Annotated in this window: 12 protein-coding genes; 11 read left to right on the forward strand and 1 reads right to left on the reverse strand. The window is 33.3% G+C overall.

What is annotated here, in order from left to right:
• Positions 1-6 precede the first annotated feature (6 nt).
• Positions 7-2,073, forward strand: a complete 2,067-nt coding sequence (locus tag ACIQ0M_RS00550) for a M1 family metallopeptidase (RefSeq protein WP_396148651.1) — start codon at positions 7-9, stop codon at positions 2,071-2,073.
• Here the strand turns inward: ACIQ0M_RS00550 and ACIQ0M_RS00555 are convergent.
• The gene (locus ACIQ0M_RS00555; protein WP_396148653.1) at positions 2,070-2,594 is read right to left on the reverse strand and encodes a hypothetical protein; all 525 of its coding nucleotides are present in this window, start codon (positions 2,592-2,594) and stop codon (positions 2,070-2,072) included. The genes ACIQ0M_RS00550 and ACIQ0M_RS00555 overlap by 4 nt on opposite strands.
• 307 nt (positions 2,595-2,901) lie before the next feature.
• On the opposite strand from ACIQ0M_RS00555, the gene ACIQ0M_RS00560 reads away from it, so the two are divergent.
• The 10 genes from ACIQ0M_RS00560 to ACIQ0M_RS00605 all read left to right on the forward strand — a co-directional run bounded on the left by ACIQ0M_RS00560 (position 2,902) and on the right by ACIQ0M_RS00605 (position 15,283).
• Positions 2,902-5,226 (forward strand): ATP-dependent helicase, encoded by a 2,325-nt coding sequence (locus tag ACIQ0M_RS00560; protein WP_396148655.1) that lies wholly within the window; start codon positions 2,902-2,904, stop codon positions 5,224-5,226.
• A 307-nt stretch (positions 5,227-5,533) separates the two neighbouring features.
• Positions 5,534-5,911 carry a GxxExxY protein gene (locus ACIQ0M_RS00565; RefSeq protein ID WP_396148657.1) on the forward strand — a complete coding sequence of 126 codons (378 nt, stop codon included), beginning with the start codon at positions 5,534-5,536 and terminating at the stop codon, positions 5,909-5,911.
• Between the two features lie 177 nt (positions 5,912-6,088).
• The gene (locus ACIQ0M_RS00570; protein ID WP_396148659.1) at positions 6,089-6,565 is read left to right on the forward strand and encodes a DUF6495 family protein; all 477 of its coding nucleotides are present in this window, start codon (positions 6,089-6,091) and stop codon (positions 6,563-6,565) included.
• Between the two features lie 44 nt (positions 6,566-6,609).
• The gene (gene ligA / locus ACIQ0M_RS00575) at positions 6,610-8,601 is read left to right on the forward strand and encodes an NAD-dependent DNA ligase LigA (RefSeq protein WP_396148661.1); all 1,992 of its coding nucleotides are present in this window, start codon (positions 6,610-6,612) and stop codon (positions 8,599-8,601) included.
• Positions 8,602-8,761: 160 nt separating this feature from the next.
• Positions 8,762-10,267 carry an EVE domain-containing protein gene (locus tag ACIQ0M_RS00580; RefSeq protein ID WP_396148663.1) on the forward strand — a complete coding sequence of 502 codons (1,506 nt, stop codon included), beginning with the start codon at positions 8,762-8,764 and terminating at the stop codon, positions 10,265-10,267.
• Positions 10,230-10,658, forward strand: coding sequence for an ASCH domain-containing protein (locus ACIQ0M_RS00585; protein WP_396148664.1), 429 nt, complete (start codon positions 10,230-10,232; stop codon positions 10,656-10,658). The genes ACIQ0M_RS00580 and ACIQ0M_RS00585 overlap by 38 nt, the downstream gene beginning before the upstream one ends.
• Before the next feature lie 111 nt (positions 10,659-10,769).
• Positions 10,770-11,588, forward strand: coding sequence for a hypothetical protein (locus ACIQ0M_RS00590; protein ID WP_396148665.1), 819 nt, complete (start codon positions 10,770-10,772; stop codon positions 11,586-11,588).
• A 261-nt stretch (positions 11,589-11,849) separates the two neighbouring features.
• Positions 11,850-12,539 carry a lysoplasmalogenase family protein gene (locus tag ACIQ0M_RS00595; protein ID WP_396148666.1) on the forward strand — a complete coding sequence of 230 codons (690 nt, stop codon included), beginning with the start codon at positions 11,850-11,852 and terminating at the stop codon, positions 12,537-12,539.
• 64 nt (positions 12,540-12,603) lie between these two features.
• On the forward strand, positions 12,604-14,076 hold the full coding sequence (gene guaB, locus ACIQ0M_RS00600; RefSeq protein ID WP_396148668.1) for an IMP dehydrogenase: 1,473 nt from the start codon (positions 12,604-12,606) through the stop codon (positions 14,074-14,076).
• A 742-nt stretch (positions 14,077-14,818) separates the two neighbouring features.
• The gene (locus ACIQ0M_RS00605) at positions 14,819-15,283 is read left to right on the forward strand and encodes a hypothetical protein (protein ID WP_396148669.1); all 465 of its coding nucleotides are present in this window, start codon (positions 14,819-14,821) and stop codon (positions 15,281-15,283) included.
• The last annotated feature ends 369 nt before the right edge of the window (positions 15,284-15,652 follow it).

A 15,652-nucleotide genomic window follows, 5' to 3' on the forward strand; every position in this document is an offset into this window, starting at 1 on the left:
AGATTCATGCGATACTTTTTTTTACTTTTTTTCTCCATCTCCTTCGCTCAACAATCTCAAAAAGTTGATTTCAAAACGGTACACGCCACTTTAATTCCAAATTCAATTGAAAAAGCAATTTCTGGAGAAGTAAAATATGAATTTGAAGTTTTATCTTCCATCGATACAATTGCTATTGATGCTATCCGGATGGAATTTTCTAACCTAAAAATCAACGGAAAATCAGTAAATTTTAAAAATTCTCAAAAAGCTCTACAATTATTTGAAGGATTTAAAAAAGGAAAAAACACACTTACTTTTAATTATAAAGCCATTCCCAAACAAACGCTTTATTTTATTGGAGAAGGCGAAAATTTACAAATTTGGACACAAGGACAAGGAAAATATACCAGTCATTGGTTGCCCAGTTTTGATGATGTAAATGAGAAAATTATTTTCAATTTATCTATTGAATTTGATTCATCATTTCAAGTTCTTTCTAATGGAAAATTGAAAAATGTCAATAACAATGACAATAGCAATATCAAAAATTGGAACTATCAGATGTCCAAACCCATGTCTTCCTATTTGGTAATGATGGCAATTGGAAAATTCACCAAACAAACCACTAAAACCAAATCAGGAACACCTTTAGAATTTTATTTAGATCAAAAAGATGCCACTAAATTTGAAACAACGTACAAATACACCACTCAAATTTTCGATTTTTTTGAACAAGAAATAGGCGTGAAGTATCCATGGGATGTTTACCGCCAAGTTCCCGTTCGTGATTTTTTGTATTCCGGTATGGAAAACACCACTTCCACCATTTTTTCGCAAGATTTTGTGGTGGATGAAATCGGTTTTAATGACAAAACTTATATCAACGTCAACGCACACGAACTGGCCCACCAATGGTTTGGCAATCTCATCACCGCCGAAACCGGAAAACACCATTGGTTGCAAGAAGGATTCGCCACTTACTATGCTTTGTTGGCTGAAAAAGAACTTTTTGGCGACGATTATTTTCAGTGGGAATTGTATGAAATGGCCGAGCGTTTGCAACAAGCATCTAAAACCGATTCAATTCCGTTACTGAATGAAAAAGCAAGTTCGCTCACATTTTACCAAAAAGGAGCTTGGGCTTTGCATTATTTACGTGAAAACATTGGTGCTGAAAACTTTCAAAAATCAGTTAAGAATTACTTGAAAAAATATGGTTTTAAAAACGTCAATACATCTAATTTCCTAAAAGAAGTCAACGCAGTTTCCAATTTTGACACAGCAAATTTCCAACAAAATTGGCTTGAAAAATCAGGTTTTGAAGTCAATCAAGCTCTCGATTTACTTAAGAAAAACAGCTTCATGAAATCGTATTTAGACTTGGTTCAATTACAACCAAAACCATTTGCTGAAAAGGCAGCCTTGTTTGAAACTATTTTAAAAAGCAACGATTTTTATTCCATTAAAGAAGAAGTCATTTATCAATTGGCAGAAATTCCATTTGAAGAAAAGGAACAATTGTTAGACCTCGCATTAGCATCCAAAAACATAAAAATTCGACAAGCTGTTTCTCGCATTATGATTGAAATTCCACGCAATTTTCAGTCGGAATACGAAACCTTGCTTAACGATGATTCCTATATCACCAAAGAAATTGCACTTGGAACGTTGTGGAAATTATTCCCAGAACGACAAGAACATTACCTCAATTTATCCAAAAACTGGGTCGGATTTAATGATAAAAATTTACGAATTCTGTGGCTCACATCAGCCTTAATTTCAGAAGGTTACGAAGTAAATAACAAAGTGAAATTTTACGATGAGTTATTAGATTATTCTTCCTCAAAATACGAAAGTTCAATCCGCCAAAATGCTTTAACAAACTTGCTTTACTTGAATCCAAACGACCAAAATATTCTTCAAAATTTGGTCAACGCGACCACACATCATAAATGGCAATTTACACTTTTTGCCCGCAATCAAATTAGAGAATTACTCAAAACGGAACGACACAAAAAGTACTTTCAGGATATGTTGCCGACATTAAATTATGCCGAACAAAATCAGTTAAAACGATTACTCGAAAACTAACTCATCATCTGAATTACCTCATGTTTCAAATAGCTAACAGCCACATAACTAGGTGATTGTTTGTCTAATAAGTCACTCAAAATCACCTCTCTCAATTTGTGAGAACTGTCCACACGATCACTCATATTCGACTTTCGAATGGTTTGAATAATCGTATTTTTCGCCGTCGTAATCACTGTCCAGCATTCTTCCGTAATATAAATTTGTTGTGTCAAATTATGCTCAAATTCTTGTTCAATGTGTTGAATAAGTTGGTTTTCATATGCATTTTTATCATCCGAATACGGTGCCACACGAATCAACAATTTCGCCGGATTTATCCTTTCCAAATACAAAACCATTCGCTCATACGCCTGCAAACGAATCGGCAACGACTCCTTTTGCAACGCCTTTCGCATCAAATGTTTCCGCCTGTCTTCCAGACCTTTATGATGCAAATGAAAAAATGAATAAGCCACAATTCCGGTAATAATCGCCGGCAAAGTATACGATAAAAGTTCAATCCACCTAATTGATTCCATATTTTTTAGTTTTTTAATTTGGAGCTACATTCAAACTTACTTTATCTTTTTTTTTCATATAAGTCATATAAGTTTTAAATGCTTATATGCCTTATATGGTTAAATCAAATTTTAGTTATCTTAAAACGTTTACTGCAAAAATAGAATTTTAGTTGATAATTATGTATTAATTTTTTTATACCTGACAGGTTTTTAAAACCTGTCAGGTATAAATGCTAAAAGCGAATAGAATTTTAGTTGATAATTCATAACAATTTTAATTGTAATAAATCATAAGTAAGCTTATTTTTGAACTTTGCTAAAAACTATGATACAAGAATATATCAATCAACTCAACGAAGCTCAACGTGCACCCGTGCTACAAAAAGACGGACCAATGATTGTGATTGCCGGTGCTGGTTCTGGAAAAACACGTGTGCTCACGATGCGAATTGCCTATTTAATGAGCCTTGGAGTTGATGCGTTCAACATTTTGTCGCTAACATTTACCAACAAAGCGGCTCGTGAAATGAAGAAAAGAATTTCCGATATCGTGGGTAGCAACGAAGCCAAAAACCTTTGGATGGGAACATTTCACTCGGTTTTTGCTAAAATTCTTCGTATTGAAGCGGAAAGATTGGGTTATCCGAGCAATTTTACCATTTATGATGCTCAAGATAGTGTTCGCCTTATCGGAGCCATCATCAAAGAAATGCAACTCGACAAAGACATTTACAAACCAAAACAAGTTTTTAGCAGAATTTCATCCTATAAAAATTCATTAATCACTGTGAAAGCCTATTTCAACAATCCGGAATTAATGGAGCAAGATGCGATGAGCAAAAAACCACGATTAGGTGAAATTTATAATAATTATGTGGAACGTTGTTTCAAATCGGGAGCGATGGATTTCGATGATTTATTACTTAAAACCAATGAGTTATTAAGCCGTTTTCCGGATGTGTTGGCCAAATACCAAGACCGTTTTCGCTATATTTTGGTGGATGAGTACCAAGATACCAACCATTCACAATATTTAATTGTTCGGGCATTATCCGATCGTTTTCAAAATATTTGCGTGGTGGGTGATGATGCTCAAAGTATTTATGCCTTTCGTGGAGCCAACATCAACAACATTCTGAATTTCCAAAAAGATTATGCTGATGTTCAGATGTTTCGCTTAGAACAAAATTACCGTTCCACCAAAAATATCGTAGAAGCAGCCAATTCCATCATCGATAAAAACAAAACCAAACTCGACAAAGTAGTTTGGACACACAACCAAGACGGACCCAAAATAAAAGTCAATCGCAGTATTACCGATGGAGAAGAAGGACGATTCGTAGCTTCCACCATCTTTGATGAAAAAATGCGAAACCAAATGAAAAACGGTGAATTCGCGATTTTGTATCGAACCAATGCTCAATCCCGAGCAATGGAAGATGCGTTGCGAAAACGTGACATTCCATACCGAATTTACGGCGGTTTATCCTTTTACCAACGCAAAGAAATTAAAGATGTGTTGTGTTATTTGCGTTTGGTGATCAATCCAAAAGATGAAGAAGCATTAGTTAGAGTAATCAATTATCCAGCTCGTGGAATTGGTGACAGCACAGTTGAAAAATTAACAGTGGCTGCCAATCATTACAAGCGTTCCATTTTTGAAGTAATGGAGAATATTGATAAAATTGATTTAAAACTCAATTCGGGAACAAAACAAAAACTGGAGGATTTTGTGATGATGATTAAAAGTTTTCAAGTCATCAACGAAAATCAAGATGCTTTTTTTCTTGCCGACCATGTAACCAAAAAAACCGGTTTAGTGCAAGAACTCAAAAAAGACGGAACTCCGGAAGGAATTGCAAGAATTGAAAACATCGAAGAATTATTAAACGGTATCAAAGATTTCATTGAAGGACAAAAGGAAATTGATGGTGCACGAGGAGCATTATCCGAATTTTTGGAAGATGTAGCTTTGGCCAACGATTTAGACAAAGACACCGGCGATGATGACCGTGTGGCTTTAATGACCATTCACTTAGCGAAAGGATTAGAATTTCCAACCGTTTTTATAGTCGGAATGGAAGAAGATTTGTTTCCGAGTGCGATGAGTTTAAACACACGAAGCGAATTGGAAGAAGAACGCCGTTTATTCTACGTAGCATTAACCCGAGCTGAACATCAGGCTTATCTCACTTATGCTCAATCCCGTTACCGATGGGGTAAATTGATGGACAGCGAACCATCACGATTTATTGAAGAAATTGACGATCAATATCTGGAATACATCAGTGCGGTAGAAACCGGTTATCGCTACAAACCAATGATTGACAATGATATTTTTGGCGATGTGGACAAATCAAAATTGCGTCTAGCCAAACCAACCAACGGTACTCCACCAAAACGATATGGTGAAGAGCCTTCGTCAACAATTAGAAAACTAAAACCCGTTTCCGGCAACGCACCATCTGGAAATAATCTGTTTGATTCAGGATTAGTTCCGGGTAACATCGTCATGCACGAACGATTCGGTAAAGGTCAAGTGTTAAACCTTGAAGGAGTAGGAGCAGACAAAAAAGCCGAGATTAAATTTGATGTGGGTGGAATTAAGAAGTTGTTGTTGCGGTTTGCGAAGTTAGATGTTATCGGTTAAATTTTGTTTCTCACAACGTAGTATTAAGTTTCACGCAAAGACGCAGAGACGCAAAGTTTTTGAGATGCCAACATTTGATTAGATAATCAATAATTTGTTTCGTACAAAGTTGAATATTATTTTTCTTGCAAAGTCGCAAAGCCGCAAAGTTTTAAAGCCGAAGAGATTTTATTTGTTAGTTTTGACATTATAACTGCAAGTTTAAAAAAAGATTTTATTTGCAATATTTATTTTGCGTCTTTGCGTCTTTGCGAGAAACAAAAAAATGTGAGAAACAAACAAAAACTGCCAGTAATAAAAAATAAATATGACAGAAAATGAAATAGCCACAATTATTGTAGATTTATGTTTCAAGATTCATAAAAAACTTGGTCCTGGTTTGTTAGAGAGTGTTTATGAAGAGATTTTATTTTATGAGTTGACGAAATTAGGGTTAAAAGTTGAAAGACAAAAAACACTACCGGTTTATTGGGATGAATTGGTGATGGATATTGGTTTCAGAGCGGATTTAATTGTAGAAGAAAAAGTAATTGTTGAACTAAAATCAGTCGAACAACTATCAACAGTTACCCCAAAACAACTTTTGACCTATTTAAAAATCACACATTGTAAATTAGGTTTAATAGTTAATTTTAATATTCCATTAATTAAAAACGGCATTACAAGAATTGCAAATGGTCTTTAAATAAGAAAAACAAAAATATATGTGACTTTAAAACTTTGCGTCTCCGCGTCTTTGCGAGAAAAAACAAACAGCGAGAAATAAAGTTCGACGATGAACAAAAATGAATTAGAAAAAATTAAAGTTATCAAAAATTTGCGTCTCTGCGTCTTTGCGAGAAAAAACAAACAGCGAGAAAAAATGAAATACACCAGACTAACCAAAGAACAATTCGAAGCCCTTCATCAAGAATTTGCTAATTTTTTAGCCACACAATCCATTGATAAAAAAGAATGGGATGAAATAAAAACCAATAAACCTGAAATAGCCGAACAAGAATTAGATGTTTTCTCCGATTTAATTTGGGAAGGTGTTTTGGCTCAAACCAATTATTTAGAACATTTTTCTAAAAACCATATTTTTATGTTTCATTGTTTGGAAACAGAAGTGAAATCCATTGTTCTAAAAACATTGGAACCCGAAGTCGATTTTATGACTTCGCAAGGTTTGGAATGGATGGTGAAAAATTTGTTCACCGATGCAATCGACATTCACGTTGGTCGAAAAGAATACCAAGACGAACGAAATGCTGCTATTTTTGACATCATTCAACAAGGAGCGATTTTAAGTGACGGACAACTGTACCAACAAATTGATAATATTGTAAACGCAAAGTAAACCTTAGAACCTAAGTACCTCAGAACCTTAGTACCTTTAAAAAAATGGATATCCAGACCACAATTCAATCCCTTCGCGAAGAACTCAACCAACACAACCACAACTATTATGTGTTGGATAAACCCACTATTTCCGATTTTGAATTTGATCAATTATTGAAAAAATTACAAGATTTAGAAACCCAACATCCTGAGTTTTTTGATGAAAATTCGCCAACGCAACGAGTAGGAGGAAGCATCACTAAAAACTTTACTACCGTTGCTCACGAACATCGAATGTATTCATTGGATAATTCGTATTCAACCGAAGATTTGTTGGATTGGGAAAACCGAATTCAAAAAATGTTAGGAAATGTTGATTTGGAATATACGTGTGAATTAAAATACGACGGAGCTTCCATCAGCATTACTTACGAAAATGGAAAATTGAAAAAAGCCGTCACACGTGGCGATGGTTTTCAAGGTGATGAGGTGACGAATAATGTAAAAACCATTCGTTCCATTCCACTGCAATTAAAAGGAAATTATCCGCCAAAATTTGATATTCGTGGTGAAATTATTTTACCTTTTTCCGGTTTTGAAAAAATGAATCAAGAATTGATTGAAATTGGTGAAACTCCTTATTCCAACCCGAGAAATACCGCTTCCGGAAGTTTGAAATTACAAAACAGTGCCGAAGTCGCCAAACGTCCGTTGGATTGTTTGTTGTATTTTATTGTGGGAAATAATCTTCCGTTCAAAACACAATTTGAAGGTTTGGAAACAGCCCGAAAATGGGGTTTTAAAGTGCCAAATCAAGCCAAATTAGCCAAAAATATGCAAGAAGTGTTGGAATTCATCGCCTATTGGGATGTTCACCGACACGATTTGCCTTATGAAACAGATGGAGTTGTAATCAAAGTCAACAGTCTTCAACACCAAGACGAATTGGGTTATACGGCCAAATCGCCACGTTGGGCAATGGCTTATAAATTCAAATCGGAGCAAGTTTCCACTCGATTAAATTCCATTTCCTATCAAGTGGGAAGAACGGGAGCGATTACTCCGGTGGCGAATTTAGAGCCGGTTCAATTGGCAGGAACAATTGTCAAAAGAGCTTCGTTGCATAATGCGGACCAAATTCAAAAATTAGATATTCGCATTGGCGATAAAGTTTTTGTGGAAAAAGGAGGAGAAATTATTCCGAAAATTATTGCGGTAGCCGAACGAGGAAATGAATCGTTTCCAACGGTTTACATTACCAATTGTCCCGAATGTCAAACCGCTTTAGAGCGAAAAGAAGGCGAAGCCAATCATTATTGTCCGAATTTTTATGGTTGTCCGCCACAGATTGTTGGTCGCATTCAGCACTACATTACCCGAAAAGCAATGGACATTGAAGGGTTGGGTGGCGAAACAGTGGCATTGCTTTATCAAAATGGATTGGTAAAAAATTATGCCGATTTATATGATTTAAAAATCGAACAAATTCTTCCGTTGGAACGAATGGCTCAAAAAAGTGCGGAGAATTTAATCAACGGAATTGAAAAGTCAAAGGAAGTACCGTTTGAACGGGTTTTGTATGCATTGGGAATTCGATATGTAGGCGAAACAGTGGCAAAAAAGTTAGCAAAACATTATAAAAATATAGATGCTATTGCGAATGCCAGTTTAATGGATTTGATTTTAGTAGATGAAATTGGTGATAAAATTGCCCAAAGTGTCATCGAGTTTTTTGAAAATATCGAAAACAGAATAACCATCGAACGTTTAAAATCGGTTGGAATTCAGTTTGAATTAGTGGAGAAAAACACACAGGTAAGTGATAAATTTGCCGGAAAAACGTTTGTAGTTTCCGGTGTTTTTGAAAAATTTTCTCGTGATGATTTAAAGAAAGCTATCGAAGATAATGGCGGAAAAGTAGGAAGTTCCATTTCTACCAAAACAGATTATGTGGTAGCCGGAGAAAATATGGGCCCGGCTAAATTGGAAAAAGCCAATCAATTAAAAATTGCAATTATTAGTGAGGAGGATTTTTTGGGGATGATTAGTAACTAAGGAAACAGAAAATTAGATTTGTTATATTTTTTTAGGAAAAATTTTATTAATTTGTGAATAAATTAATTATGTTATTTAAATTTGATGATATTTACTAGTTAGCAGTCATTTTAAAGAATCCCGAAGAAAACAAGAACAAAAACGAAAAAATATACAGAAATTGAGAATACTAATCGATACAAATATTCTAATAAATTTAGAAGACAATATAGTTGTAAATAAACAATTTTCTGAATTTTATAGATTAGCAATAACCAACAATTGTAAAGTTTTATATCATCCAAAAGCAATTCCTGTCGATATAAGTCGAGACAAAAATTCAGACCGAAAAGAAATAATTAAATCTAAACTTGACAAATACGAAAAGTTAAAAGATTTTACTGAACCAACAGAAGAATTTCAAACACATATTGGAGCAAAAAAAATAAATGATGAAATTGACAACAAGCAACTTTATCAATTATACAAAGGTTATGTTGATGTCTTTGTAACACAAGATAACGGAATTCATAAAAATGCAAAAAAAATTGGAGTTCAAGAAAATGTTCTAAACATTGAACAAATCTTATTTTTACTTGAAGAACAATTTACGATAAAAATTCCAAGCCATCCAATTCTTAAGGAGCATAGCATAAGAGAAATTGAAGATAAATTTGATTCAAGCTTTTTTGACAGTTTACGAGACGATTATGGAGTAAAAGAATTTAATCTTTGGTTATCAAAATGTGCTAGCAAAAACAGAAAATGTTATTCTTTAATAGTTGAAGATGAATTACAAGCAATACTAATTTATAATTCAGAAACTGTTGAAGAACATCAATTAGAAAACATTTATGAAAAAGCTTTAAAAATCTGTACTTTCAAAGTTTCTGACACAGCATTTGGAATTAAGCTTGGAGAATTATTTCTTCACAAAATGTTTGAATATTGTATTAACCAAAAATTGAATTTCTTATATCTAACAGTTTACGAAAAACAAAACCATTTAATCAATCTATTAGAAACCTTTGGTTTCTATAAAGTTGAATTTATGAATAAACAAGGATTATTAGAAATTCAAATGATAAAAAGTTTGAATAAAAAGAAATTACTATCTACTGAAAACACTATAAATAATCATCCTTTCTATTTTGACAACAAAACAATTTCAAAGTTTGCAATTCCAATAAGACCAGATTATTATGAAAAGCTTTTCAAAGATGGCAAACTTCGTGTTCCAACTTTGTTTGATACTTCTCCTGATAGTGTTAATGAAATTCAAGGTAATACAATCATAAAAGCTTACATATCAAATTCTAAAATTAAAAACCTTAAAAAAGGAGATTTGCTTTTTTTCTATTCTTCAAAAACGAATCAAGAAATTGAACCAGTAGGAATTCTTGAATCAATACAAATAGTAAAAGATTTTGATGATCTATGGAATTTGGTGGGCAAAAAGACTGTATTTTCGCAAGAAGATTTATTAAAGAAATTAGATAAAAAAAATGAATTAAACGTTATTACATTTAGACTAATTACTTACTTAAAAAAGAAGGTGAAATTAGCTAAAATAAAGGAAATGAAAAGTTTCAAAAATAAAATACAAACTATTACTAAAATATCGGAAACCGATTATCAAGAGTTGAAAAATGAAGGATACTTTGACAAGCGTTATATTATCGATTAAACCAATTTATGCACAAGCAATAATTGCAGGAACGAAAAAAGTAGAATTTCGAAAAAAAATTTTCAAACGAGAAGTTGAAAAGATTTTTATTTATTCATCAATGCCAAAGAAAATGATGATTGGTTATTTTACTATATTAGACATTGTAGAAGACACGCCAATAAATTTATGGAATGAATTTAAAGATGTCGGCGGAATATCTGAAAAAGATTTTTTTGAATATTACAAAAACGTAGAAAAAGGTTTTTCCATTAAAATTAATGAAGTTGTAAAATTCGAAAAAGAAATTGATCCAGAAGATTTTATTGAAGAATTTTGTGCTCCACAATCTTATATTTACATAGAAGAAAAAACCACTGCTGACAGCGGTTTTAAGAAATTGGGGTTTTAGGCTTAATTTAAAATTTATTTTGTACCTTTAATTTTCGGTGTTTAATAGAAAGTTTCGGGCTTACAAATCCCCAACTTCTTAAAGCCACGACACGTTGTACCTAATTAAGAAATGGGCAAACTATCATTCATAATTTTACTTTTCATTACCTTATTTGGATATTCTCAAAATCAGGAATCTGAACCAACTTTCTATTCTGAAATTGCGGAAAAAGTTGCATCTAAGGCATATTATAATGTGAAATTTGGAAATCCTTCAGAAGTAGTTGTAAATGACACAATTTTTATGGCAAATTCCGAAACTTGGATTGAAAAAAACATTTACACTTTCAAATCTGATTTTGAAATGCTAGTTAAAAAATATCGAGATAATGAATTTATTGCTGACGAAATAATTCAATTAGACTCAGATAAACGCATTTTGAAGTATTTTGGAAACTTAAAATATGAAGGCGAGAAATGGTATATAACTAAAGTCAATTACGAATATCTCAAAAGAAAAAAAATAAAAGAAAAAATGAATGATTTGGGTGAAATTTATATGAGATATACAGTAACATACGATAGTATAAACAATCCAACTTTAATTGAGCATACAATTGTTGGTACTGATAAATCCAGACTTCAAAATATCAATTATGATTATTCAAATAGTCAATTTATTATAATGGATTTTAATTATCAAGGGCGACTAGAAGAAGAAATAAAAGGGAATATAAACTCAAATTTTGTTATTGAAACGAATGATAATGGAGATGTAACAAAAATGTACTGGATTTTGACTGATAAAAAGGAACCTTATATCCACGAAATCGATTATGAATATGATGAAAAAGGAAATTGGATTAGATTAATTAAAAATGTAATAAGTCCAAATGGAATAAAAAGACCTTATCATAGGACTTACAGAAAAATTAAATACAAAAACTAGATAAAATACTGTTTTGCAATATTGTGTAATTCTACTTTGGAAATAGAAATGTCTAAGGAATAATTCCTTAACAGCACAATTCCCTAGCCCGTATTGCAGCGGAAATCTTTGTGCCGTTGCGGTTTAGTTTTTTCTTAAAAGCGGGAAGCGACCAATGGAAGCTCTCCCGATTTTTTAGAAAAACAAACCGGAACAAACAAAATTGGAGCGGAAAGACGGAATCGCTTCTAATCTTGCAAAAAGTTTTTATACATTTGGTCGATGAATAAGCAAAAACCGGCGTTGTACTTGTATTTCATTTCCAGTTTATTGGTGGTGGTTGCCGTACTTTTTGATTTACAGGAATTAGAATTATTTGCGAAGCCAATCGTAATTCCGGCGATTTATTTTTATTATTTGCAACATCGCTTTAAACGAATAAATTGGTGGTTTTCCGTTTCATTGTTAGCTTGTTTTGTGGGCGATATTTTGGTTTTACTCGATCCTGATTTTGATGTTTTATGGATAATTCTCTGCTTTTTTATTAGTTATTGCATTCTGATTAAATTCGGAATTGATGATTTAGTTCCGCAAAAGCTTTCTGTTTCCAATATCATTTTAGGAATTTTGATTGTTATTTTCTTATTATTTGTCTTATTTTCCATCATCGATTTAATTGAACCGGAATCCACAGAACGTTATATTATCTTTCTATTTTACGGATTTACGTTGCTGATTCTTACCGTTATATCCTTGATTAATTTCTTTTCAGAGGCTTCAAAAGCGGCATTGTATTTTTCGATTATGGCTTTGTGTATTGTGATTTCAGACGTATTTTATTCCTTTTATCATTTTATCGAACCCATTGATTTGTTTAATTACATCAATATTTTTTTTCAGTTGGCGTCCTATTATTGTATGGTTTCTTATTTTTTGGTTCGGATAGAAAAACCTTCGAAATTTATACGATAGGTCAACGTAGTTTATATCGTTAAATTTTGTATATTTGCACGCAATTTAACTACAAATTGCAACCATGAAAGCACACACAACAAAAATCATCGGTGAAGGATTAACCTACGATGATGTTCTGCTGATTCCCAACTACTCTGAAGTTTTACCCCGCGAAGTAAGTATTCAATCTAAATTTTCCAGAAATATTACGCTGAATGTTCCAATTGCCTCTGCTGCAATGGATACGGTGACCGAAAGTTCGATGGCGATTGCGATGGCTCAAGAAGGTGGAATCGGAGTTTTGCATAAAAATATGTCGATTGAGCAACAAGCGGCTAAAGTTCGAAAAGTGAAACGAGCAGAAGCCGGAATGATTTTGGATCCTGTCACTTTACCTTTAACAGCAACGGTTGGCGATGCAAAAGTAGCGATGCGTGAATTTAGCATTGGGGGAATTCCGGTTGTGGATGAAAATGGAATTTTAAAAGGTATTGTGACGAATCGTGATTTGCGTTTTGAAAAGATAAATTCCCGTTCGATTTTAGAAGTGATGACGGCTGAAAATCTAATCACCGCTGAAGAAGGAACAACTTTGCAACAAGCAGAAGGAATTTTGCAACAAAACAAAATTGAAAAACTTCCGGTGATTGATAAAAACTATAAATTGGTTGGGTTAATTACCTTTCGGGATATTACAAAACTGACTCAAAAACCAATTGCCAATAAAGATAAATTTGGTCGTTTGCGTGTGGCTGCTGCTCTTGGAGTAACGGCTGATGCGTTAGAACGTGCCACAGCTTTGGTTAATGCCGGAGTAGATGCGGTTATAATCGATACAGCTCACGGACATACGCAAGGTGTTGTAACAGTTTTAAAGCAAGTAAAAGCCAAATTCCCTGATTTGGATGTGGTGGTTGGAAATATCGCAACCCCGGAAGCAGCATTATATTTAGTAGAAAACGGAGCCGATGCTGTGAAAGTTGGAATCGGACCGGGTTCCATTTGTACCACACGAGTGGTTGCCGGAGTTGGATTTCCACAGTTTTCTGCGGTGTTGGAAGTGGCAGCTGCCATAAAAGGTAGCGGAGTTCCGGTAATTGCGGATGGCGGAATTCGTTACACCGGTGATATTCCGAAAGCGATTGCTGCCGGAGCCGATTGTGTGATGTTAGGTTCGTTATTAGCCGGAACAAAAGAATCGCCGGGTGAAACCATTATTTTTGAAGGAAGAAAATTCAAATCGTACCGCGGAATGGGTTCGGTGGAAGCGATGCAAGAAGGTTCAAAGGACCGCTATTTTCAAGATGTGGAAGATGATGTTAAGAAATTAGTTCCGGAAGGAATTGTGGGCCGAGTTCCATACAAAGGTGAATTAAACGAAAGTATGCAACAATTCATTGGCGGACTTCGTGCCGGAATGGGTTATTGTGGAGCGAAAGATATTCCAACTTTACAAGAAACAGGCAGATTCGTGCGAATTACAGCTAGCGGAATAGGGGAAAGCCATCCGCATAATGTGACGATTACGAAGGAAGCTCCGAATTATTCGAGGTAGTTTTTTTAAATATTTCATCAATTGATAAGATGAATTTTAGATAAAAATAATTAAGTTTGAAAATGTCAAACTACTCCTGAGTTAATCTTTTTGGTTGAATATTACGATAAATATACTATTGAAACCGATAGATTTTACATCAACTTTTGCTTGTTAGCAAAGTAATTATAACATTATAGTTATCAAATAAACGGTCTCCGAGGAAAGTACATAAATTTCCACTTGACTAGTATTCAATTTTTTATCAAGTTAAAAAATATTAGGCTTTTCATTGAGTTTATATTTCAATGCTATAATATTTTTTTGGTCATGCAAAGTTACTTTTCTTGAATCTTATAAAGCTCTTTTGCTAAAAAAATGAGTTAGTTGCTTTTAAATCGATTGTTCATAAAGTTAATTTAGCAGTAAAGTATATGAGAAGCAATTTGCTGAAGCTATCAAATACACTATAATTATTTTGAAAGAAATTTTGTTATTTATAAATGAGGCAATTCTATTATTAAATTAGTATTGAGTTTGATGAATTGGATATTTTAGTTAAATTATTTTTTTTCTAAAAAGGTTATATATCAGGGTAATTTAATGAGTAAACCAAACAAAAAAAATCATACTTTTTTAACTACCCAGACGGGTAGTTTTGCTAAACAAGGTGTTTTTACTCATTGTTAATTAATTTCAATTCCGTAATTTTCCCACATATTTATTATTATTAACAGCCAAGTATGGCATAAAATTAATTACAATGAAAAAGATTTCGATTTTTATTTTGTTAGCTTTTGTTAGCTTTTCTTGTTCCGATGATTCCAATGAAAATCCAAATGACGGAGGTATTTCAAACAATCCCGTTAGCGGTGAATTGTTTGGGAATGCATTTACTATTGGGGGAGGAAAGGGTTTTTTTGAAGAGGTTTTTGGAGTTGAAAGTGTGGAACTTTATTTAACGGCAGAAGATTTAGGATGTGAAACAATAGGTTTTTCTGATTTTCCTATTACTGTTACTGCACCAAGAGAAGTTGGAGTACATACTACCAATGTTTATGCCTCTTTTAATGATCCTGATTCTTCGGACTTTATTAGTCTTTCAGGAGGAATACGTGTTGAGATTATATCTATTACTGATGACTTAGTTGTAGGAAAAGTTAGGGCAGCTTCAACTTCCACAGAGAATTCTATAGAAGGTAAATTTGAATTACCCATTTGTGAATAGACAATATGAAATTATTGCAAAAACAGCTCTTGCGGTTTTTTTATACCTTTAAGAATGAAATTATGCACTTTAAGTATTTCCTCTCTTTAATTGATTATCTAAATTTACAAATAGCAAAATATAATTAAAATATGAACGATTAATTATTCAAACTTTTTTTTGATTTTTTTGGACAATTTATAAAGAGTTTATCTTCGGTGAGCCTGAGTGTGGAAACCTTGCCCAAAACAAAAACCCTCGACACGTCAGGCTGTGAAAAAACCCACTTTTCTCCAAAACTTCATCCTCTAAAACTTAATTTGTTTCGTTTTAAGCCAAGTTACATTTGGGTGTATTTTGATTTGTTCCAAAGATAATTTGAGTTAAAAA

The organism is Flavobacterium sp. (assembly GCF_044339515.1).
In the GTDB taxonomy this organism is placed as follows: domain Bacteria; phylum Bacteroidota; class Bacteroidia; order Flavobacteriales; family Flavobacteriaceae; genus Flavobacterium.